At 52.7% G+C, this 14,227-nt stretch carries 10 protein-coding genes; 4 read left to right on the top strand and 6 right to left on the bottom strand.

The features are described 5' to 3' along the window. Nucleotide 1: 1 nt before the first annotated feature. A complete protein-coding gene (locus FD428_RS00055) occupies nucleotides 2-1,228 on the bottom strand; it encodes a DUF3748 domain-containing protein (RefSeq protein ID WP_114848137.1) in 1,227 nt (408 codons plus the stop codon). Nucleotides 1,229-1,563: 335 nt separating this feature from the next. On the opposite strand from FD428_RS00055, the gene FD428_RS00050 reads away from it, so the two are divergent. From FD428_RS00050 to senB, 4 genes are all read left to right on the top strand, one after another. After that, nucleotides 1,564-2,442, top strand: coding sequence for a ChaN family lipoprotein (locus FD428_RS00050; RefSeq protein ID WP_114848138.1), 879 nt, complete (start codon nucleotides 1,564-1,566; stop codon nucleotides 2,440-2,442). A gap of 7 nt (nucleotides 2,443-2,449) precedes the next feature. Next, entirely contained in the window at nucleotides 2,450-3,238 is a 789-nt protein-coding gene (locus FD428_RS00045) for an energy transducer TonB (protein ID WP_114848139.1), read from the top strand. 164 nt (nucleotides 3,239-3,402) lie between these two features. Further along, nucleotides 3,403-5,664 carry a TonB-dependent receptor domain-containing protein gene (locus FD428_RS00040; protein WP_058668315.1) on the top strand — a complete coding sequence of 754 codons (2,262 nt, stop codon included), beginning with the start codon at nucleotides 3,403-3,405 and terminating at the stop codon, nucleotides 5,662-5,664. A 68-nt stretch (nucleotides 5,665-5,732) separates the two neighbouring features. Further along, entirely contained in the window at nucleotides 5,733-6,908 is a 1,176-nt protein-coding gene (gene senB, locus FD428_RS00030) for an enterotoxin production-related protein TieB (protein WP_123907406.1), read from the top strand. Nucleotides 6,909-7,031: 123 nt separating this feature from the next. Here the strand turns inward: senB and yidA are convergent, their stop codons facing one another. The 5 genes from yidA to dnaA form a co-directional block, all read right to left on the bottom strand. Then, nucleotides 7,032-7,844, bottom strand: a complete 813-nt coding sequence (yidA, locus tag FD428_RS00025; protein ID WP_012000803.1) for a sugar-phosphatase — start codon at nucleotides 7,842-7,844, stop codon at nucleotides 7,032-7,034. A gap of 201 nt (nucleotides 7,845-8,045) precedes the next feature. Beyond that, on the bottom strand, nucleotides 8,046-10,460 hold the full coding sequence (gene gyrB / locus FD428_RS00020) for a DNA topoisomerase (ATP-hydrolyzing) subunit B (protein WP_012000804.1): 2,415 nt from the start codon (nucleotides 10,458-10,460) through the stop codon (nucleotides 8,046-8,048). Nucleotides 10,461-10,488: 28 nt separating this feature from the next. Further along, the gene (gene recF / locus FD428_RS00015; RefSeq protein ID WP_012000805.1) at nucleotides 10,489-11,562 is read right to left on the bottom strand and encodes a DNA replication/repair protein RecF; all 1,074 of its coding nucleotides are present in this window, start codon (nucleotides 11,560-11,562) and stop codon (nucleotides 10,489-10,491) included. Next, the gene (gene dnaN / locus FD428_RS00010; RefSeq protein ID WP_012000806.1) at nucleotides 11,562-12,662 is read right to left on the bottom strand and encodes a DNA polymerase III subunit beta; all 1,101 of its coding nucleotides are present in this window, start codon (nucleotides 12,660-12,662) and stop codon (nucleotides 11,562-11,564) included. The genes recF and dnaN overlap by 1 nt, the downstream gene beginning before the upstream one ends. Before the next feature lie 4 nt (nucleotides 12,663-12,666). Continuing rightward, a complete protein-coding gene (dnaA, locus tag FD428_RS00005) occupies nucleotides 12,667-14,070 on the bottom strand; it encodes a chromosomal replication initiator protein DnaA (RefSeq protein WP_114848141.1) in 1,404 nt (467 codons plus the stop codon). Nucleotides 14,071-14,227 lie beyond the last annotated feature (157 nt).

Here is a 14,227-nt window from a genome sequence, read left to right as displayed (position 1 = left end):
TTTATCGTTCGGTTTCCGTCACCCAAAGCTGGCGGAAACCGTCAACCTCTTCCATCCACGCGATTAACGCCCCATCCGGCGAAAAAACAACGGCGTCCGCGGAAGGCGGGCTGTCATGACTCGCCGTTAAAAAGGCGATTGCTCCGCTCTGCGCGTCGCAGCAGGCAATGCGGTTTTCCAGCACAAACCCCAACCACCGGCCTGACGGGTGCCAGTTGAACGCTGACTGAATATCGGTCGCGTTATGCGTAAGCTGGCGCGGCTCTCCCCCCTGCGCCGGGATCAGCCAGAGCTGGACAATACCGCGATCATCGCGCATCAAAAACGCAATGTCCGTGGCTTGCGGGTTACTCCGCACCCAATGGCGCGGAACGTTTACCAGCCCAGGGAAAGCGCGATCGTGCGTAAAGGTCAGACGGCGCTGAACAACGCCCGCAGGCGGCGCTGGCAGCGTTGATTCTGTTCCGGTCAGCGGCATATCGCCTGCCTGTTTCCAGCCTTTTTCATCCTGCGGCAACGCCACCAGAAACAGCTCCGGCACTTTTTCACCCTTCGCCGACAAGGTATCGCCAATAAACGCCAGCGCATGATCGCCCACCCAACCCTCTTCGTAGGCGCGGTTAATGTCATCGCTGCCCGGCCGTGGCGCCGGCGTGGTCTGGCTCACTAACACGCACCAGTGGCTGCCGCTGTACTCCCGAGGATGCTGAACCGCCACCGTAACCGGGCCATACGGCACCGCAACGCCGACGTTACGCAAGTCCAGCGCCGGATCGCGCTCACGCAGTACATGGTCGTTATAGGTGAAGCTGACACGCTCGCCGTTCGGACTGAACACATGCACATGGCTGCCGCCGCGCAGCGCGCCGGGCGTATACGGCACGGTGATGTCCATTGCATCCAGATTCGTCACGCGGTTTTGCGCCGCTATCACGCCGCGACGATGGTGGAAATCATAATGCCACGTCTCGTCCGGGTTCTCCGGGCCATGAATGAACACATAGCGATCGTCTTGTGGATGAACGGTCACCACGCCAACGTGCGCGCCCTGCGTAGCGCGATAAATGACCTCAATCTCGCCAGTCCGTACGTTGACGCGCTCAATCGTCTCACCGGTAAACGAGGCGCCTGACGGGCGCACATCAAAAACCAGCCACTGGCTGTCCGCCGTCCAGGTGTTGGTATTCGTAAGCTGATGATGACGCGAAGCGAAAGTGATTTGTTTCATGGAGATACCCTGATGCGCGGTTTTCGCATCAGGGTATAGCATTGGAAGAAATTAGCCTACCCGTTTAACGTCGCCGACCAGCAGGATATAAGAGAGCTCCATTTGGGGAGGGTAGCTACCGCTTTTAAAAACTCAGAATATTAACTTACTAACAGTCATGTTATTGCGATATTTAACTAAAATGTTGGCAACAAAAAGTGAATTCAGGATGCTGCTAATGATAATACAGGTGATAATGAGTTTCATTCGCGATTATGGTTTGTTAACATACCTGCCTGTTATAAACCAGTCTGCATCAATAAAATGGCCAGTGAAGGCCTCTTCCAGGCAGAGATATGCGAAAAAAAATAATCCTGACTTCTTTGATAGCGTTAGCCAGTCTGAGCCTGAGCTCCTGTAGCCAGCCTGCATCAATAAACCAGAATAAACCATTACAAACAGCCCGTATTTCTGACGGGCAAATAGTTGATTTAAGAAGCAATAAAACCATTACCAAACAAGAGCTTTTGGCTGAGCTTGCCGTTGCCCGGCAGCTTATTATTGGCGAAAAACACGATAATGCCGGACATCATCAGATTGAGCTCTGGCTTATTCAAAACCTGCCCACCCGGCGACCACAGGGGAGTGTGCTGCTTGAGATGCTGACGGCAGACCAGCAGCCCCGCGTTAACCAGGTTAAACGCTGGCTGAAAGATGATCCCGTGGTCCGGGATGGCCGTATTCAGGAACTGCTTAACTGGCAAAAAGGGTGGCCCTGGGAGATGTATGGCGACATAGTCATGCAGGCATTACGTGCGCCTTACCCTCTGCTCAATGCCAACATTGACCGGGATCGGGTAATGGCGCTGTACAAAAAAAACGAATTTCCTGAAGGGAAAAAATCCACAGCACCTGCGGTACAAGAAGCTCTGCGCGAAACCATCATAGCCATGCATGAAGGCAACATTGAAGGCCAGCAACTGGCGTCAATGCTCTCTGTTCAGCAACAGCGGGATCGCTACATGGCCCGCCAGCTTCTGGATGCCCCGGCTCCGTCGTTGTTGATTGCAGGAGGTTATCACGCGTCAAAAAGTATCGGCGTACCGTTACACATAGAAGATCTCGCCCCCGGCACCCAGCCTGTGGTGCTGATGCTCGCAGAAAAAGGGATGAACATCACCATAGATCATGCTGACTACGTGTGGTTCGTGACGCCAGACACTGCAAAACGGTAAACCATGGATGATGAATATTCTCTACCTTCCACGACCGGCAAAATGGAGCGGCTGGTTTATCTGTTCACTGCTGCTTCATGGACTGCTTTTCCTTGCGTTTGTCTGGCGGTTTTCCGACGTACAGCCCGCCACGCCTCCTGCCCCGGCGATAATGCTGCAATGGGCCGATAATATCGAGGCTCCTTCTTCTCCTCTTCCGCTTCCGGTGGGAATCGCTCAGCAGGAATCCGCAGCGGCAGAAGAAAAGCAGCAGGCTGAGGACAGGCAGCAGCGTCCTGTCACTGAAGACAGGGATGCGACCATTGAAATAACCAGGAAGAAAAAGGCATCCGACGGGGAAAAGAAAAAGCCACGTCCGCCACGTAAGATAAAGGATCAAACCAGCGACAGCAGCCACGCAGCCGTTTCCAGTAATGCCGCGCCTCAGGCCCCGGTCGAATCATCCCGTATTGCTGCGCCTTTCAACAGCGACTCAGCGAAGCGAGACAATTCCGGTACATCCTGGGAAAGCAGAGTGAAAGGCCACCTTAACCGTTATAAACGTTACCCAGGCGATGCCAGAAAACGCGCACGAACCGGCACAGCCATAGTGACTTTTACCGTTAACGCACAAGGCACCGTTGTCAGTAATTCTCTGGCAACGTCTTCGGGAACCCTCTCTCTCGATCGCGAAGCTGTTGCCGTTTTAGAACGCGCTCAACCACTTCCCAGACCACCAGCTGAAATATTAGAGGGAGGCTTCTTTAAAGTAAAAATGCCGATTACCTTTGATCTGACGGAGTTAAGGGAAAATTAGCGACTCTGGTTCGTTTAACTGAAATTTGATATTCATTTTTATGCTGAACATTTTATCAGACTTCACTGCTGTCGAAAAAATCAAGAAAACGTCAGAGAAGTTTTATTAAAAAAATAAACAAAGATCTGGATCTTTTATTTATTACGATACTTCTAAGGATATGTATGAACGTTATTAAACTGGCCATCGGCTCAGGCATATTATTGCTCAGCTGCGGTGCTTACGCACAATCCATCAGTGAAAAAACAGGTACCGATAAAAAAGGAGCGGCAGAATTCAGCCCGCTCAACGTTTCTATCGGGAAGACGACCAGTGAGCAGGAGGCTCTTGAGAAAACAGGCGCGACCAGTTCCCGGACAACGGACAAAAACCTGCAATCACTCGACGCAACGCTGCGCAGCATGCCCGGTACTTATACCCAAATCGATCCAGGCCAGGGAGCAGTAAGTGTGAATATTCGCGGCATGAGCGGATTTGGCCGCGTAAACACTATGGTGGACGGTATCACCCAAAGTTTTTACGGCTCCTCAACCTCCGGTACCACTGCACATGGCTCAACCAACAATATGGCTGGCGTACTTATCGACCCTAATTTTCTGGTAGCAGTTGATGTTACGCGCGGCGACAGCAGTGGCCCGGCAGGAGTCAACGCCCTGGCCGGTAGTGCAAACATGCGTACTATTGGCGTTGACGATGTGATATTTAACGGTAATACATATGGCCTTCGTTCACGTTTCTCAGTCGGCAGCAATGGGCTTGGGCGCAGCGGAATGATCGCCGTCGGTGGAAAAACCGACGCTTTTACGGATACAGGCAGCGTTGGCGTTATGGCCGCTGTGAGCGGCAGTTCTGTTTACTCTAATTTCTCAAATGGCTCTGGAATTAACAGCAAAGAGTTTGGTTATGATAAATATATGAAGCAGAACCCCAAATCCCAACTGTATAAAATGGATATCAGACCAGACGAATTTAACAGCTTCGAACTTTCCGCTCGAACCTATGAAAATAAATTTACACGTCGTGATATAACCAGTGACGACTATTACATTAAATATCATTACACCCCTTTTTCTGAATTAATTGACTTTAACGTAACGGCCAGTACCAGCCGCGGTAATCAAAAGTATCGTGATGGCTCGCTGTATACTTTCTACAAAACCTCAGCGCAAAATCGTTCTGACGCGCTGGATATCAACAATACCAGCCGGTTCACTGTCGCGGACAATGACCTGGAGTTTATGCTGGGCAGCAAACTGATGCGTACCCGCTATGACCGGACAATTCACTCAGCGGCGGGCGACCCGAAAGCGAATCAGGAAGCGATCGAGAACAATCCGTTCGCACCCTCCGGCCAGCAGGATATTTCAGCGCTGTATACCGGGCTGAAGGTTACGCGCGGCATCTGGGAGGCAGATTTCAATCTCAACTACACACGTAACAGGATCACAGGGTACAAGCCCGCCTGCGATTCACGCGTTATCTGCGTGCCACAGGGTAGCTACGATATTGACGATAAGGAGGGTGGCTTCAACCCTTCAGTTCAGCTTTCTGCTCAGGTAACACCATGGCTTCAGCCGTTCATTGGCTACAGCAAATCCATGCGCGCCCCGAACATCCAGGAGATGTTCTTCTCTAATTCAGGAGGCGCATCCATGAACCCATTCCTGAAGCCTGAACGTGCAGAAACCTGGCAGGCGGGTTTTAACATTGATACCAGAGATTTACTGGTCGAACAGGATGCCCTGCGCTTTAAGGCTCTGGCGTACCGCAGCAGGATCCAGAACTACATCTACAGCGAGTCTTATCTGGTTTGTTCTGGAGGTCGTAAATGCAGTATGGCTGAGGTGATTGGCAATGACTGGGAGGGCATGAGCGATGAATACAGCGACAATATGTACATCTACGTTAACTCGGCAAGCGACGTTATCGCAAAGGGCTTCGAACTGGAGATGGATTATGATGCAGGTTTTGCCTTTGGTCGACTCTCTTTTAGCCAGCAGCAAACAGACCAGCCAACCTCCATCGCCAGCACCTACTTTGGCGCAGGGGATATGACCGAACTGCCCAGAAAATACATGACGCTGGATACCGGTGTTCGCTTCTTCGATAACGCGTTGACCCTGGGCACTATCATAAAATACACAGGCAAAGCTCGTCGCCTGTCGCCTGATTTTGAGCAGGACGAACATACCGGCGCAATAATCAAACAGGATTTACCGCAGATCCCAACGATTATCGATCTCTATGGTACTTACGAGTACAACCGCAATCTGACACTGAAACTTTCGGTACAAAACCTGATGAACAGAGATTATTCGGAGGCCCTGAATAAGCTCAACATGATGCCGGGTCTTGGTGACGAGACCCACCCGGCCAATTCCGCGCGTGGCAGAACATGGATATTTGGCGGGGACATTCGTTTCTGATGACAATTTCCGCGAGGTTCAGACAGTACGTTTTCTCTCTTATGTCAATTTTATTGCAGGAACGAAAAATGAATATTTTCACTTTATCCAAAGCACCGCTATACCTGTTAATTTCACTATTTTTACCCACGATGGCCATGGCTATCGATCCACCTGAACGCGAACTTTCGCGATTTGCCCTGAAAACGAATTACCTTCAGTCCCCTGATGAAGGCGTCTATGAACTGGCGTTTGATAATGCCAGTAAAAAGGTGTTTGCAGCAGTCACCGATCGTGTAAATCGTGAAGCCAATAAAGGCTATCTGTATTCGTTTAATTCAGATTCGCTGAAAGTCGAAAATAAATACACGATGCCATACCGGGCATTTTCGCTGGCGATAAATCAGGATAAACATCAGCTCTATATCGGACACACCCAGTCAGCGTCCCTGCGTATCAGTATGTTTGACACCTCAACCGGCAAACTGGTAAGAACCAGCGACAGGTTAAGTTTTAAAGCGGCAAACGCTGCAGATTCGCGTTTTGAGCATTTGCGCCATATGGTTTACAGTCAGGATTCCAATACCCTGTTTGTGAGTTATAGCAATATGCTGAAAACGGCCGAGGGCATGAAGCCTCTGCATAAGCTGTTAATGCTCGACGGGACGACGCTTGCCTTAAAAGGCGAGGTTAAGGATGCTTACAAAGGTACAGCGTATGGTCTGACGATGGATGAAAAAACACAGAAAATCTACGTTGGCGGAAGAGATTACATCAACGAAATTGATGCGAAAAATCAGACGCTGCTGCGTACCATCCCGTTGAAAGATCCGAGACCACAAATCACAAGTGTGCAGAATCTGGCGGTAGACTCCGCTTCTGACCGTGCCTTTGTGGTGGTATTCGACCATGACGATCGCTCCGGTACAAAAGATGGACTCTATATTTTTGACTTACGCGACGGTAAACAGCTTGGCTATGTGCACACAGGAGCCGGAGCTAACGCGGTGAAATACAATCCGAAATATAACGAACTGTATGTCACCAACTTCACCAGCGGCACCATCAGCGTAGTGGATGCCACCAAATACAGCATCACCCGTGAATTTAACATGCCGGTCTACCCAAACCAGATGGTGTTATCGGACGACATGGATACCCTTTACATTGGCATCAAAGAAGGCTTTAACCGCGACTGGGATCCAGATGTGTTTGTAGAAGGGGCTAAAGAACGCATTCTGAGCATTGATTTGAATAAGTCGTGATCAGAGATAAGAACTCCGTTCCCCCGTCAAACTGGCCGGGGGAACGGCAAACCAGCGAAGTACTGTAGTCCGCCGCGTCAGCGGGTTCTCGGATGGCGGCTTCTCTTAATCCAGGCCAGCCACTTAATTCAGCACAAATTTCTCAATTGCGTATGCCACACCGTCTTCCAGGTTGGATTTGGTGACAAAATTAGCCACCTCTTTCACCGACGGAATCGCGTTGTCCATCGCCACACCCATGCCTGCATATTCGATCATCGCGATGTCGTTTTCCTGATCGCCAATCGCCATGATTTCTTCCGGCTTGATCCCCAGTGCATCGGCCAGCGACTTCACGCCAGTGCCTTTATTGACGCGTTTATCCAGGATTTCGAGGAAGTACGGCGCACTTTTTAACACAGTATATTTCTCTTTTACTTCCGCCGGAATACGCGCAATGGCCTGATCAAGGATGACGGGTTCATCAATCATCATCACTTTCAGGAACTGCGTTGCCGGGTCCATTTTCTCCGCTTCGCAGAACACCAGCGGAATGGTGGCGACATAGGATTCATGTACGGTGTAGTAGCTGATATCACGGTTTGCGGTGTACAGCGTGTTGCGATCCAGCGCGTGGAAGTGTGAGCCGACTTCGCGGGACAACTTCTCCAGAAAGCGGTAATCGTCATAGCTCAGCGCCGTTTGCGCGACGGTACTGCCATCGCCCGCTTTCTGCACCAGCGCGCCATTGTAGGTGATGCAGTAGTCGCCGGGTTGTTCCATGTGAAGCTCTTTCAGATAGCTATGGACACCCGCATACGGACGGCCAGTGGTCAGCACCACGTTAACGCCACGGGCGCGCGCGGCGGCAATCGCCGTTTTTACCGCAGGTGAAATGGTGTGATCGGGCAGCAAAAGGGTGCCATCCATATCGATAGCAATGAGTTTGATAGCCATGAGTTCCCCGGATTAAATGAGTCCGTCCTCATGCTAACGCGATTCCGCTCAAAAAACAGCAACGAAAAGGGGGATAGAAAGGGGAACCGGGATTCCCCTTTTGCAGATCGGTTGTAGGCCGGATAAGGCCTAAGCCACCATCCGGCAGATTAGGCTAATGAACTGCCTGATGGCGCTTCGCTTATCAGGCCTACAAGCTGATTAGATATCGATGTTTGCCGCTTTCAGGGCGTTCTCTTCGATAAAGGCGCGACGCGGTTCAACGGCATCGCCCATCAGCGTAGTGAACAGCTGGTCGGCGGCAATCGCATCTTTCACGGTGACGCGCAGCATACGACGGCTTTCCGGGTCCATTGTGGTTTCCCACAGCTGATCCGGGTTCATCTCGCCCAGACCTTTATAGCGCTGAATCGCCAGGCCACGACGGGACTCTTTCACCAGCCACTCCAGCGCCTGCTCGAAGCTCGCAACCGGCTGACGGCGCTCGCCACGTTCAATGAACGCATCGTCTTCGATCAGACCGCGCAGCTTCTCGCCGAGCGTGCAGATGCGACGGTATTCGCCGCCGGTAACAAACTCGTGATCCAGCGGATAGTCGGTATCCACGCCGTGAGTACGCACGCGAACAATCGGTTCGAACTGCTGCTGTTCGGCGTTCTCGCGAACGTCAAACTTCCACTGGCTGCCGTGCTGCTCTTTCTCGTTCAGCTCGGTAATCAGCGCGTTCACCCAACGGGTGACAGCCTGTTCGTTGCTAAGATCGGCTTCCGTCAGCGTCGGCTGATAAACCAGCTCTTTCAGCAGCGCTTTCGGGAAGCGACGCTCCATGCGGCCAATCATTTTCTGCGTCGCGTTGTAATCAGAAACCAGTTTTTCTAACGCTTCGCCCGCCAGTGCCGGTGCGCTGGCATTGGTGTGCAGCGTTGCGCCATCCAGAGCGATGGAGATCTGGTACTGATCCATCGCTTCATCGTCTTTAATGTACTGTTCCTGCTTGCCTTTCTTCACTTTGTACAGCGGCGGCTGCGCAATGTAGACGTGACCGCGCTCGACGATTTCCGGCATCTGACGATAGAAGAAGGTCAACAGCAGCGTACGGATGTGCGAGCCATCGACGTCCGCATCGGTCATGATGATGATGCTGTGATAGCGCAGTTTATCCGGGTTGTACTCGTCACGACCGATGCCGCAGCCCAGCGCGGTGATCAGCGTCGCCACTTCCTGGGAAGAGAGCATCTTGTCGAAGCGCGCTTTCTCCACGTTGAGGATTTTACCCTTCAGCGGCAGAATCGCCTGGTTCTTGCGGTTACGACCCTGTTTAGCAGAGCCGCCCGCGGAGTCCCCTTCCACAAGGTACAGTTCAGACAGCGCCGGGTCGCGTTCCTGACAATCCGCCAGTTTACCCGGCAGACCCGCCAGATCCAGCGCGCCTTTACGACGCGTCATTTCACGCGCACGACGCGCGGCTTCACGCGCACGCGCCGCATCGATAATTTTGCCGACCACGATTTTAGCGTCGGACGGGTTTTCCAGCAGGTATTCGCTCAGCAGCTCGTTCATCTGCTGTTCCACCGCCGATTTCACCTCGGAAGAGACCAGTTTATCTTTGGTCTGGGAGGAGAATTTCGGGTCCGGCACCTTCACGGAAACCACGGCAATCAGGCCTTCACGCGCATCGTCGCCGGTGGCGCTGACTTTGGCTTTCTTGCTGTAGCCTTCTTTATCCATATAGGCGTTCAGGGTACGGGTCATCGCCGCACGGAAGCCTGCAAGGTGCGTACCGCCGTCACGCTGCGGAATGTTGTTGGTAAAGCAGTAGATGTTTTCCTGGAAACCGTCGTTCCACTGCAATGCAACTTCCACGCCGATACCGTCTTTTTCGGTGGAGAAGTAGAAGATATTCGGGTGAATCGGTGTTTTGTTCTTGTTGAGGTACTCAACAAACGCTTTGATGCCGCCTTCGTAGTGGAAATGGTCTTCTTTGCCGTCGCGCTTGTCTTTCAGACGAATAGAGACGCCGGAGTTCAGGAAGGACAGCTCACGCAGACGCTTAGCCAGAATTTCGTATTCAAATTCGGTGACGTTGGTGAAGGTTTCCAGGCTCGGCCAGAAACGCACCATCGTACCGGTTTTGTCAGTTTCGCCGGTCACCGCCAGCGGCGCCTGCGGTACGCCATGCTCATAGATCTGACGGTGGATTTTGTTATCGCGCTGGATAACCAGTTCCAGTTTCTGGGACAGGGCGTTAACCACGGAAACACCCACGCCGTGCAGACCGCCGGACACTTTATAGGAGTTATCGTCAAATTTACCGCCCGCGTGCAGCACGGTCATGATCACTTCCGCAGCAGAAACGCCCTCTTCCGGGTGAATACCGGTCGGGATGCCACGCCCGTCATCCTGCACGGATACGGAGTTATCGGCATGAATGGTGACGATAATGTCTTTACAGTGACCCGCGAGCGCTTCGTCGATAGCGTTATCTACCACCTCGAATACCATGTGGTGCAGACCGGTGCCGTCATCCGTGTCGCCGATATACATACCCGGGCGCTTACGCACCGCATCCAGCCCTTTCAGGACTTTGATACTGGAGGAGTCATAAGAATTCGACATCAACGTTTCTCGCTCAATTTATCTTGGGTTAATCCGTTATTTTACCCTTTTCCACGGTGAACATCTTCGAATTTTTGTCCGACATGTCCAGAACGTGTTCAGCGCTGATTGCGCTGACAAAGACCTGTGATTGCGTCGCTTTCAAGCGGCTGGCCAGCAGCCCGCGACGCGCATCATCAAGTTCAGAGGCAAAATCATCTATCAGGTAGAGACACCGCCGCCCGCTTTCACGGGTGAGGAACTCCCCTTGCGCCAGTCGTAAAGCGCACATCAGCAGTTTAAGCTGCCCACGCGATAAGGTATCTTCCACCGGCGCACCGTCAGCACGAATGCGGAAATCCGCTTTGTGCGGGCCATGCGCAGTGTAGGTCAACATGCGATCGCGTTCGAAGCTCCGCTCCAGCACCTCGGCATAATCCGTCTCTTTTTCCCAACCGCGCTGAAAAGAGAAGGTGAGGGAGAACTCCGGTAGAAATTGCTGGCAGGTATCCGCCATATCCTGCGCAATACCAGCACTGTACTCAGCACGCCAGGTACTGATTTGTTCCGCGAGAGGAATCAACTCCTTATCCCACGGACGCAATTGTTCATAACGGCTTACCTGGCGCAGCGCCGCGTTGCGCTGCTTGAGCAACCGCTTCAGGTTGCTCCAGGCGGTAAAAAAACCGACTTCGTTGTGAAAGCATCCCCAGTCAAGGAACGCTCTTCTGTATTTGGGGCCGCCGTTGAGTAAAGTAAACCCCTCAGGGGTAATCAACTGCATCGGCATCAGGTGCGCCAGCTCCGCCACTTTGTGGCCGTCGGTGCCGTCGATGCGCACTTTGCTGTCGCCCAGCTTGTCTTTCGTCAGGCCGATAGCGGTTTCGCGCTCTTCCCCTTGCAAACGTCCGTGGAGGACAAACGACTCCTGCTCGTGACGAATGACGCGGCCAATCTGCAAACTGCGAAACGCCCGGCCGTGGCCGAGCGTATAGATAGCCTCCAGCACGCTGGTTTTGCCGCTACCGTTTGCGCCAACCAGGAAGTTAAAGCCGGGGGATAAAGCGAGATCCGCATTTTCAATATTGCGAAAGTCGCGGATCAACAGGCGGGTGAGCGACATTACAGTCTCATTGGCATCACAACATACGCAGCACTTTGAGACGCCGCATCTTCAATCTGTACGCTGGAAACGGAGTCTGTCAGCAGAATACGCACGGTTTCACATTTCAGCGCGTTCAGCACATCGAGCACGTAGCTGACGTTAAAGCCGATCTCCATCTCAGTACCGCCGTAGGTGACGTCCAGAATTTCTTCCGCTTCTTCCTGTTCCGGGTTGTTGGCGGTGATTTTGAGTTGGTTTTCGCTCACATACAGGCGTACGCCACGGAATTTCTCGTTGGAGAGAATCGCCGCGCGGGCAAACGCCTGCTTGAGAATATCGCAACCCGCTTCCAGCGTTTTGTCCGGGTTCTTCGGCAATACGCGGCGATAATCCGGGAAACGACCATCAACCAGCTTGGACGTAAAGATAAAATCACCGACGTGGGCACGGATGTTGTTACTGCCGATCTGTACGCGCAGCGGGGTTTCGCCGCCGTCGAGCATACGCATCAGCTCAATCACGCCTTTACGCGGCACAATCACCGAATGGTTAGGCAGAGATTGCCCGACCGGCATAGAGCAGACCGCCAGACGGTGACCGTCGGTCGCGACGGTACGCAACTCTTCACCTTCAGTCTCAAACAGCATGCCGTTTAAGTAGTAACGAACGTCCTGATGCGCCATTGAGAACTGGGTGGCTTCAATCAGGCGCTTCATCGTTGCCTGCGGCAGGGTGAATTCGACTTCGCTCTGCCAGTCATCCAGATTAGGGAAATCGGCGGCAGGCAGCGTGGAAAGCGAGAAACGGCTACGCCCGGAGCGCACCAGCATCCGATCGCCTTCCAGCTGGACGGCAATTTCAGCCCCTTCCGGCAAGCCACGGCAGATATCAAAGAATTTCCGCGCCGGGACGGTAGTTGCGCCTGGTTCATGAGGTTGAATCAACGCAACGCGCGCCACCATTTCCATTTCAAGATCGGTGCCCGTCAGCGACAGCGTACCGTCAGCCACCTGCAACAGCAGGTTACCGAGAATGGGCAGCGTAGGACGACCACCCAGCGGGCCACTGACCTGCTGAAGCGGTTTTAATAAATGTTCACGTTCAACGGTAAATTTCATAGCGTCACGAAGATAATGTTCTGATTAAGTTTGAGAAATCTTCTTTAATATCATGGCTTTCTTCACGCAACTGCTCAATCTTACGGCAGGCATGAAGTACGGTAGTGTGGTCACGTCCACCAAACGCGTCGCCAATTTCCGGCAGACTGTGGTTGGTGAGCTCCTTTGCCAGCGCCATAGCCATCTGACGCGGGCGCGCTACCGAGCGAGATCGACGCTTGGAAAGCAGATCCGCGATTTTAATTTTGTAATACTCCGCCACCGTCTTCTGGATATTGTCGATGGTGACCAGCTTTTCCTGCAACGCCAGCAGATCGCGCAGCGCTTCACGCACAAAGTCGATAGTGATAGCGCGTCCGGTAAAGTTAGCGTTAGCGATCACGCGGTTCAGCGCCCCTTCCAGCTCACGCACGTTAGAGCGTAGTCGCTTGGCAATAAAGAACGCCACCTCACCAGGCAAACGAATATCATTTTCGTCCGCTTTTTTCATCAGGATCGCCACGCGGGTTTCCAGCTCAGGCGGTTCGATCGCCACCGTCAACCCCCAACCGAAGCGGGATTTCAGACGATCTTCGACGCCATTGATCTCTTTTGGATAACGATCCGACGTCAAAATGATCTGCTGATTCCCTTCTAACAGGGCGTTAAAGGTGTGGAAAAACTCTTCCTGGGATCGTTCTTTATTGGCGAAGAATTGAATGTCATCAATAAGCAGTGCGTCAACGGAACGGTAGTAGCGTTTAAACTCTTCGATCGCGTTGTTTTGCAAGGCTTTAACCATGTCCTGCACAAAGCGCTCGGAGTGCATATACACCACTTTCGCATTCGGTTTGCGCGCCATAATGCCGTTGCCCACCGCATGCAACAGGTGAGTTTTACCCAGACCGGTGCCGCCGTAGAGGAACAAGGGATTGTAGGCGCCGCCAGGGTTGTCCGCCACCTGACGCGCCGCCGCGCGCGCCAGTTGGTTGGATTTACCTTCGACGAAGTTATCAAACGTGTGTTTCACGTTGACGTTAGAGCGGTAGGTCGGTTCTGCCGGAGCCGGCACGTTATCCCAGCCCGGGCGCGCCGCGGCTGGCGCCGCACGCTGTGGCTGCGCCTGAGCGACCTGCGCAGGCACAACAACATTGTTGACCGGCGTTTTGAGCGTTTGAGTGACGGGTTTCGTCCCGACCTCAAAACGCAGTTGTGGGGCATCCGCTCCGCAGAAATTATTCAGCAGTCCATTGATATTATTGAGGTACTTGTCTCTTACCCAATCGAGCACAAAACGGTTTGGCGCATACAAAGCCAGCGTGTTATCGCTCAGTTCCGCCTGCAACGGGCGTATCCACATACTGAATTCTGTGGCTGGTAACTCATCCTGCAATCGGGCAAGACACTGCTGCCAAAGCGAAAGTGACACGGCGGACTCCACTCGAACAAAAGTCGATAAATGACAAAGGCTGAAACATTCATGATTGTTGACGCACGTCGAAAAGACCCTGTGCATAAAAGGGTGACGTGCGAATTGCTATCTGCAATTTTACCCGATCAGGATCCGTTGAAACGATCAGGACCGC

Source organism: Citrobacter sp. TBCP-5362 (assembly GCF_005406305.1).
Lineage (GTDB): Bacteria > Pseudomonadota > Gammaproteobacteria > Enterobacterales > Enterobacteriaceae > Citrobacter_B > Citrobacter_B koseri.
The sequence above is the reverse complement of the archived record's forward strand: the minus strand, read 5'-3'. Positions and strand labels throughout refer to the sequence as shown.

Excerpts from the sequence above, each read along its gene's own strand:
- FD428_RS00040 (WP_058668315.1), top strand. The coding sequence starts at position 3,403 with ATGAACGTTATTAAACTGGCCATCGGCTCAGGCATATTATTGCTCAGC.
- FD428_RS00050 (WP_114848138.1), top strand. The coding sequence starts at position 1,564 with ATGCGAAAAAAAATAATCCTGACTTCTTTGATAGCGTTAGCCAGTCTG.
- gyrB (WP_012000804.1), bottom strand. The coding sequence starts at position 10,460 with ATGTCGAATTCTTATGACTCCTCCAGTATCAAAGTCCTGAAAGGGCTG.
- FD428_RS00055 (WP_114848137.1), bottom strand. The coding sequence starts at position 1,228 with ATGAAACAAATCACTTTCGCTTCGCGTCATCATCAGCTTACGAATACC.
- senB (WP_123907406.1), top strand. The coding sequence starts at position 5,733 with ATGAATATTTTCACTTTATCCAAAGCACCGCTATACCTGTTAATTTCA.
- dnaN (WP_012000806.1), bottom strand. The coding sequence starts at position 12,662 with ATGAAATTTACCGTTGAACGTGAACATTTATTAAAACCGCTTCAGCAG.
- FD428_RS00045 (WP_114848139.1), top strand. The coding sequence starts at position 2,450 with ATGATGAATATTCTCTACCTTCCACGACCGGCAAAATGGAGCGGCTGG.
- yidA (WP_012000803.1), bottom strand. The coding sequence starts at position 7,844 with ATGGCTATCAAACTCATTGCTATCGATATGGATGGCACCCTTTTGCTG.
- recF (WP_012000805.1), bottom strand. The coding sequence starts at position 11,562 with ATGTCGCTCACCCGCCTGTTGATCCGCGACTTTCGCAATATTGAAAAT.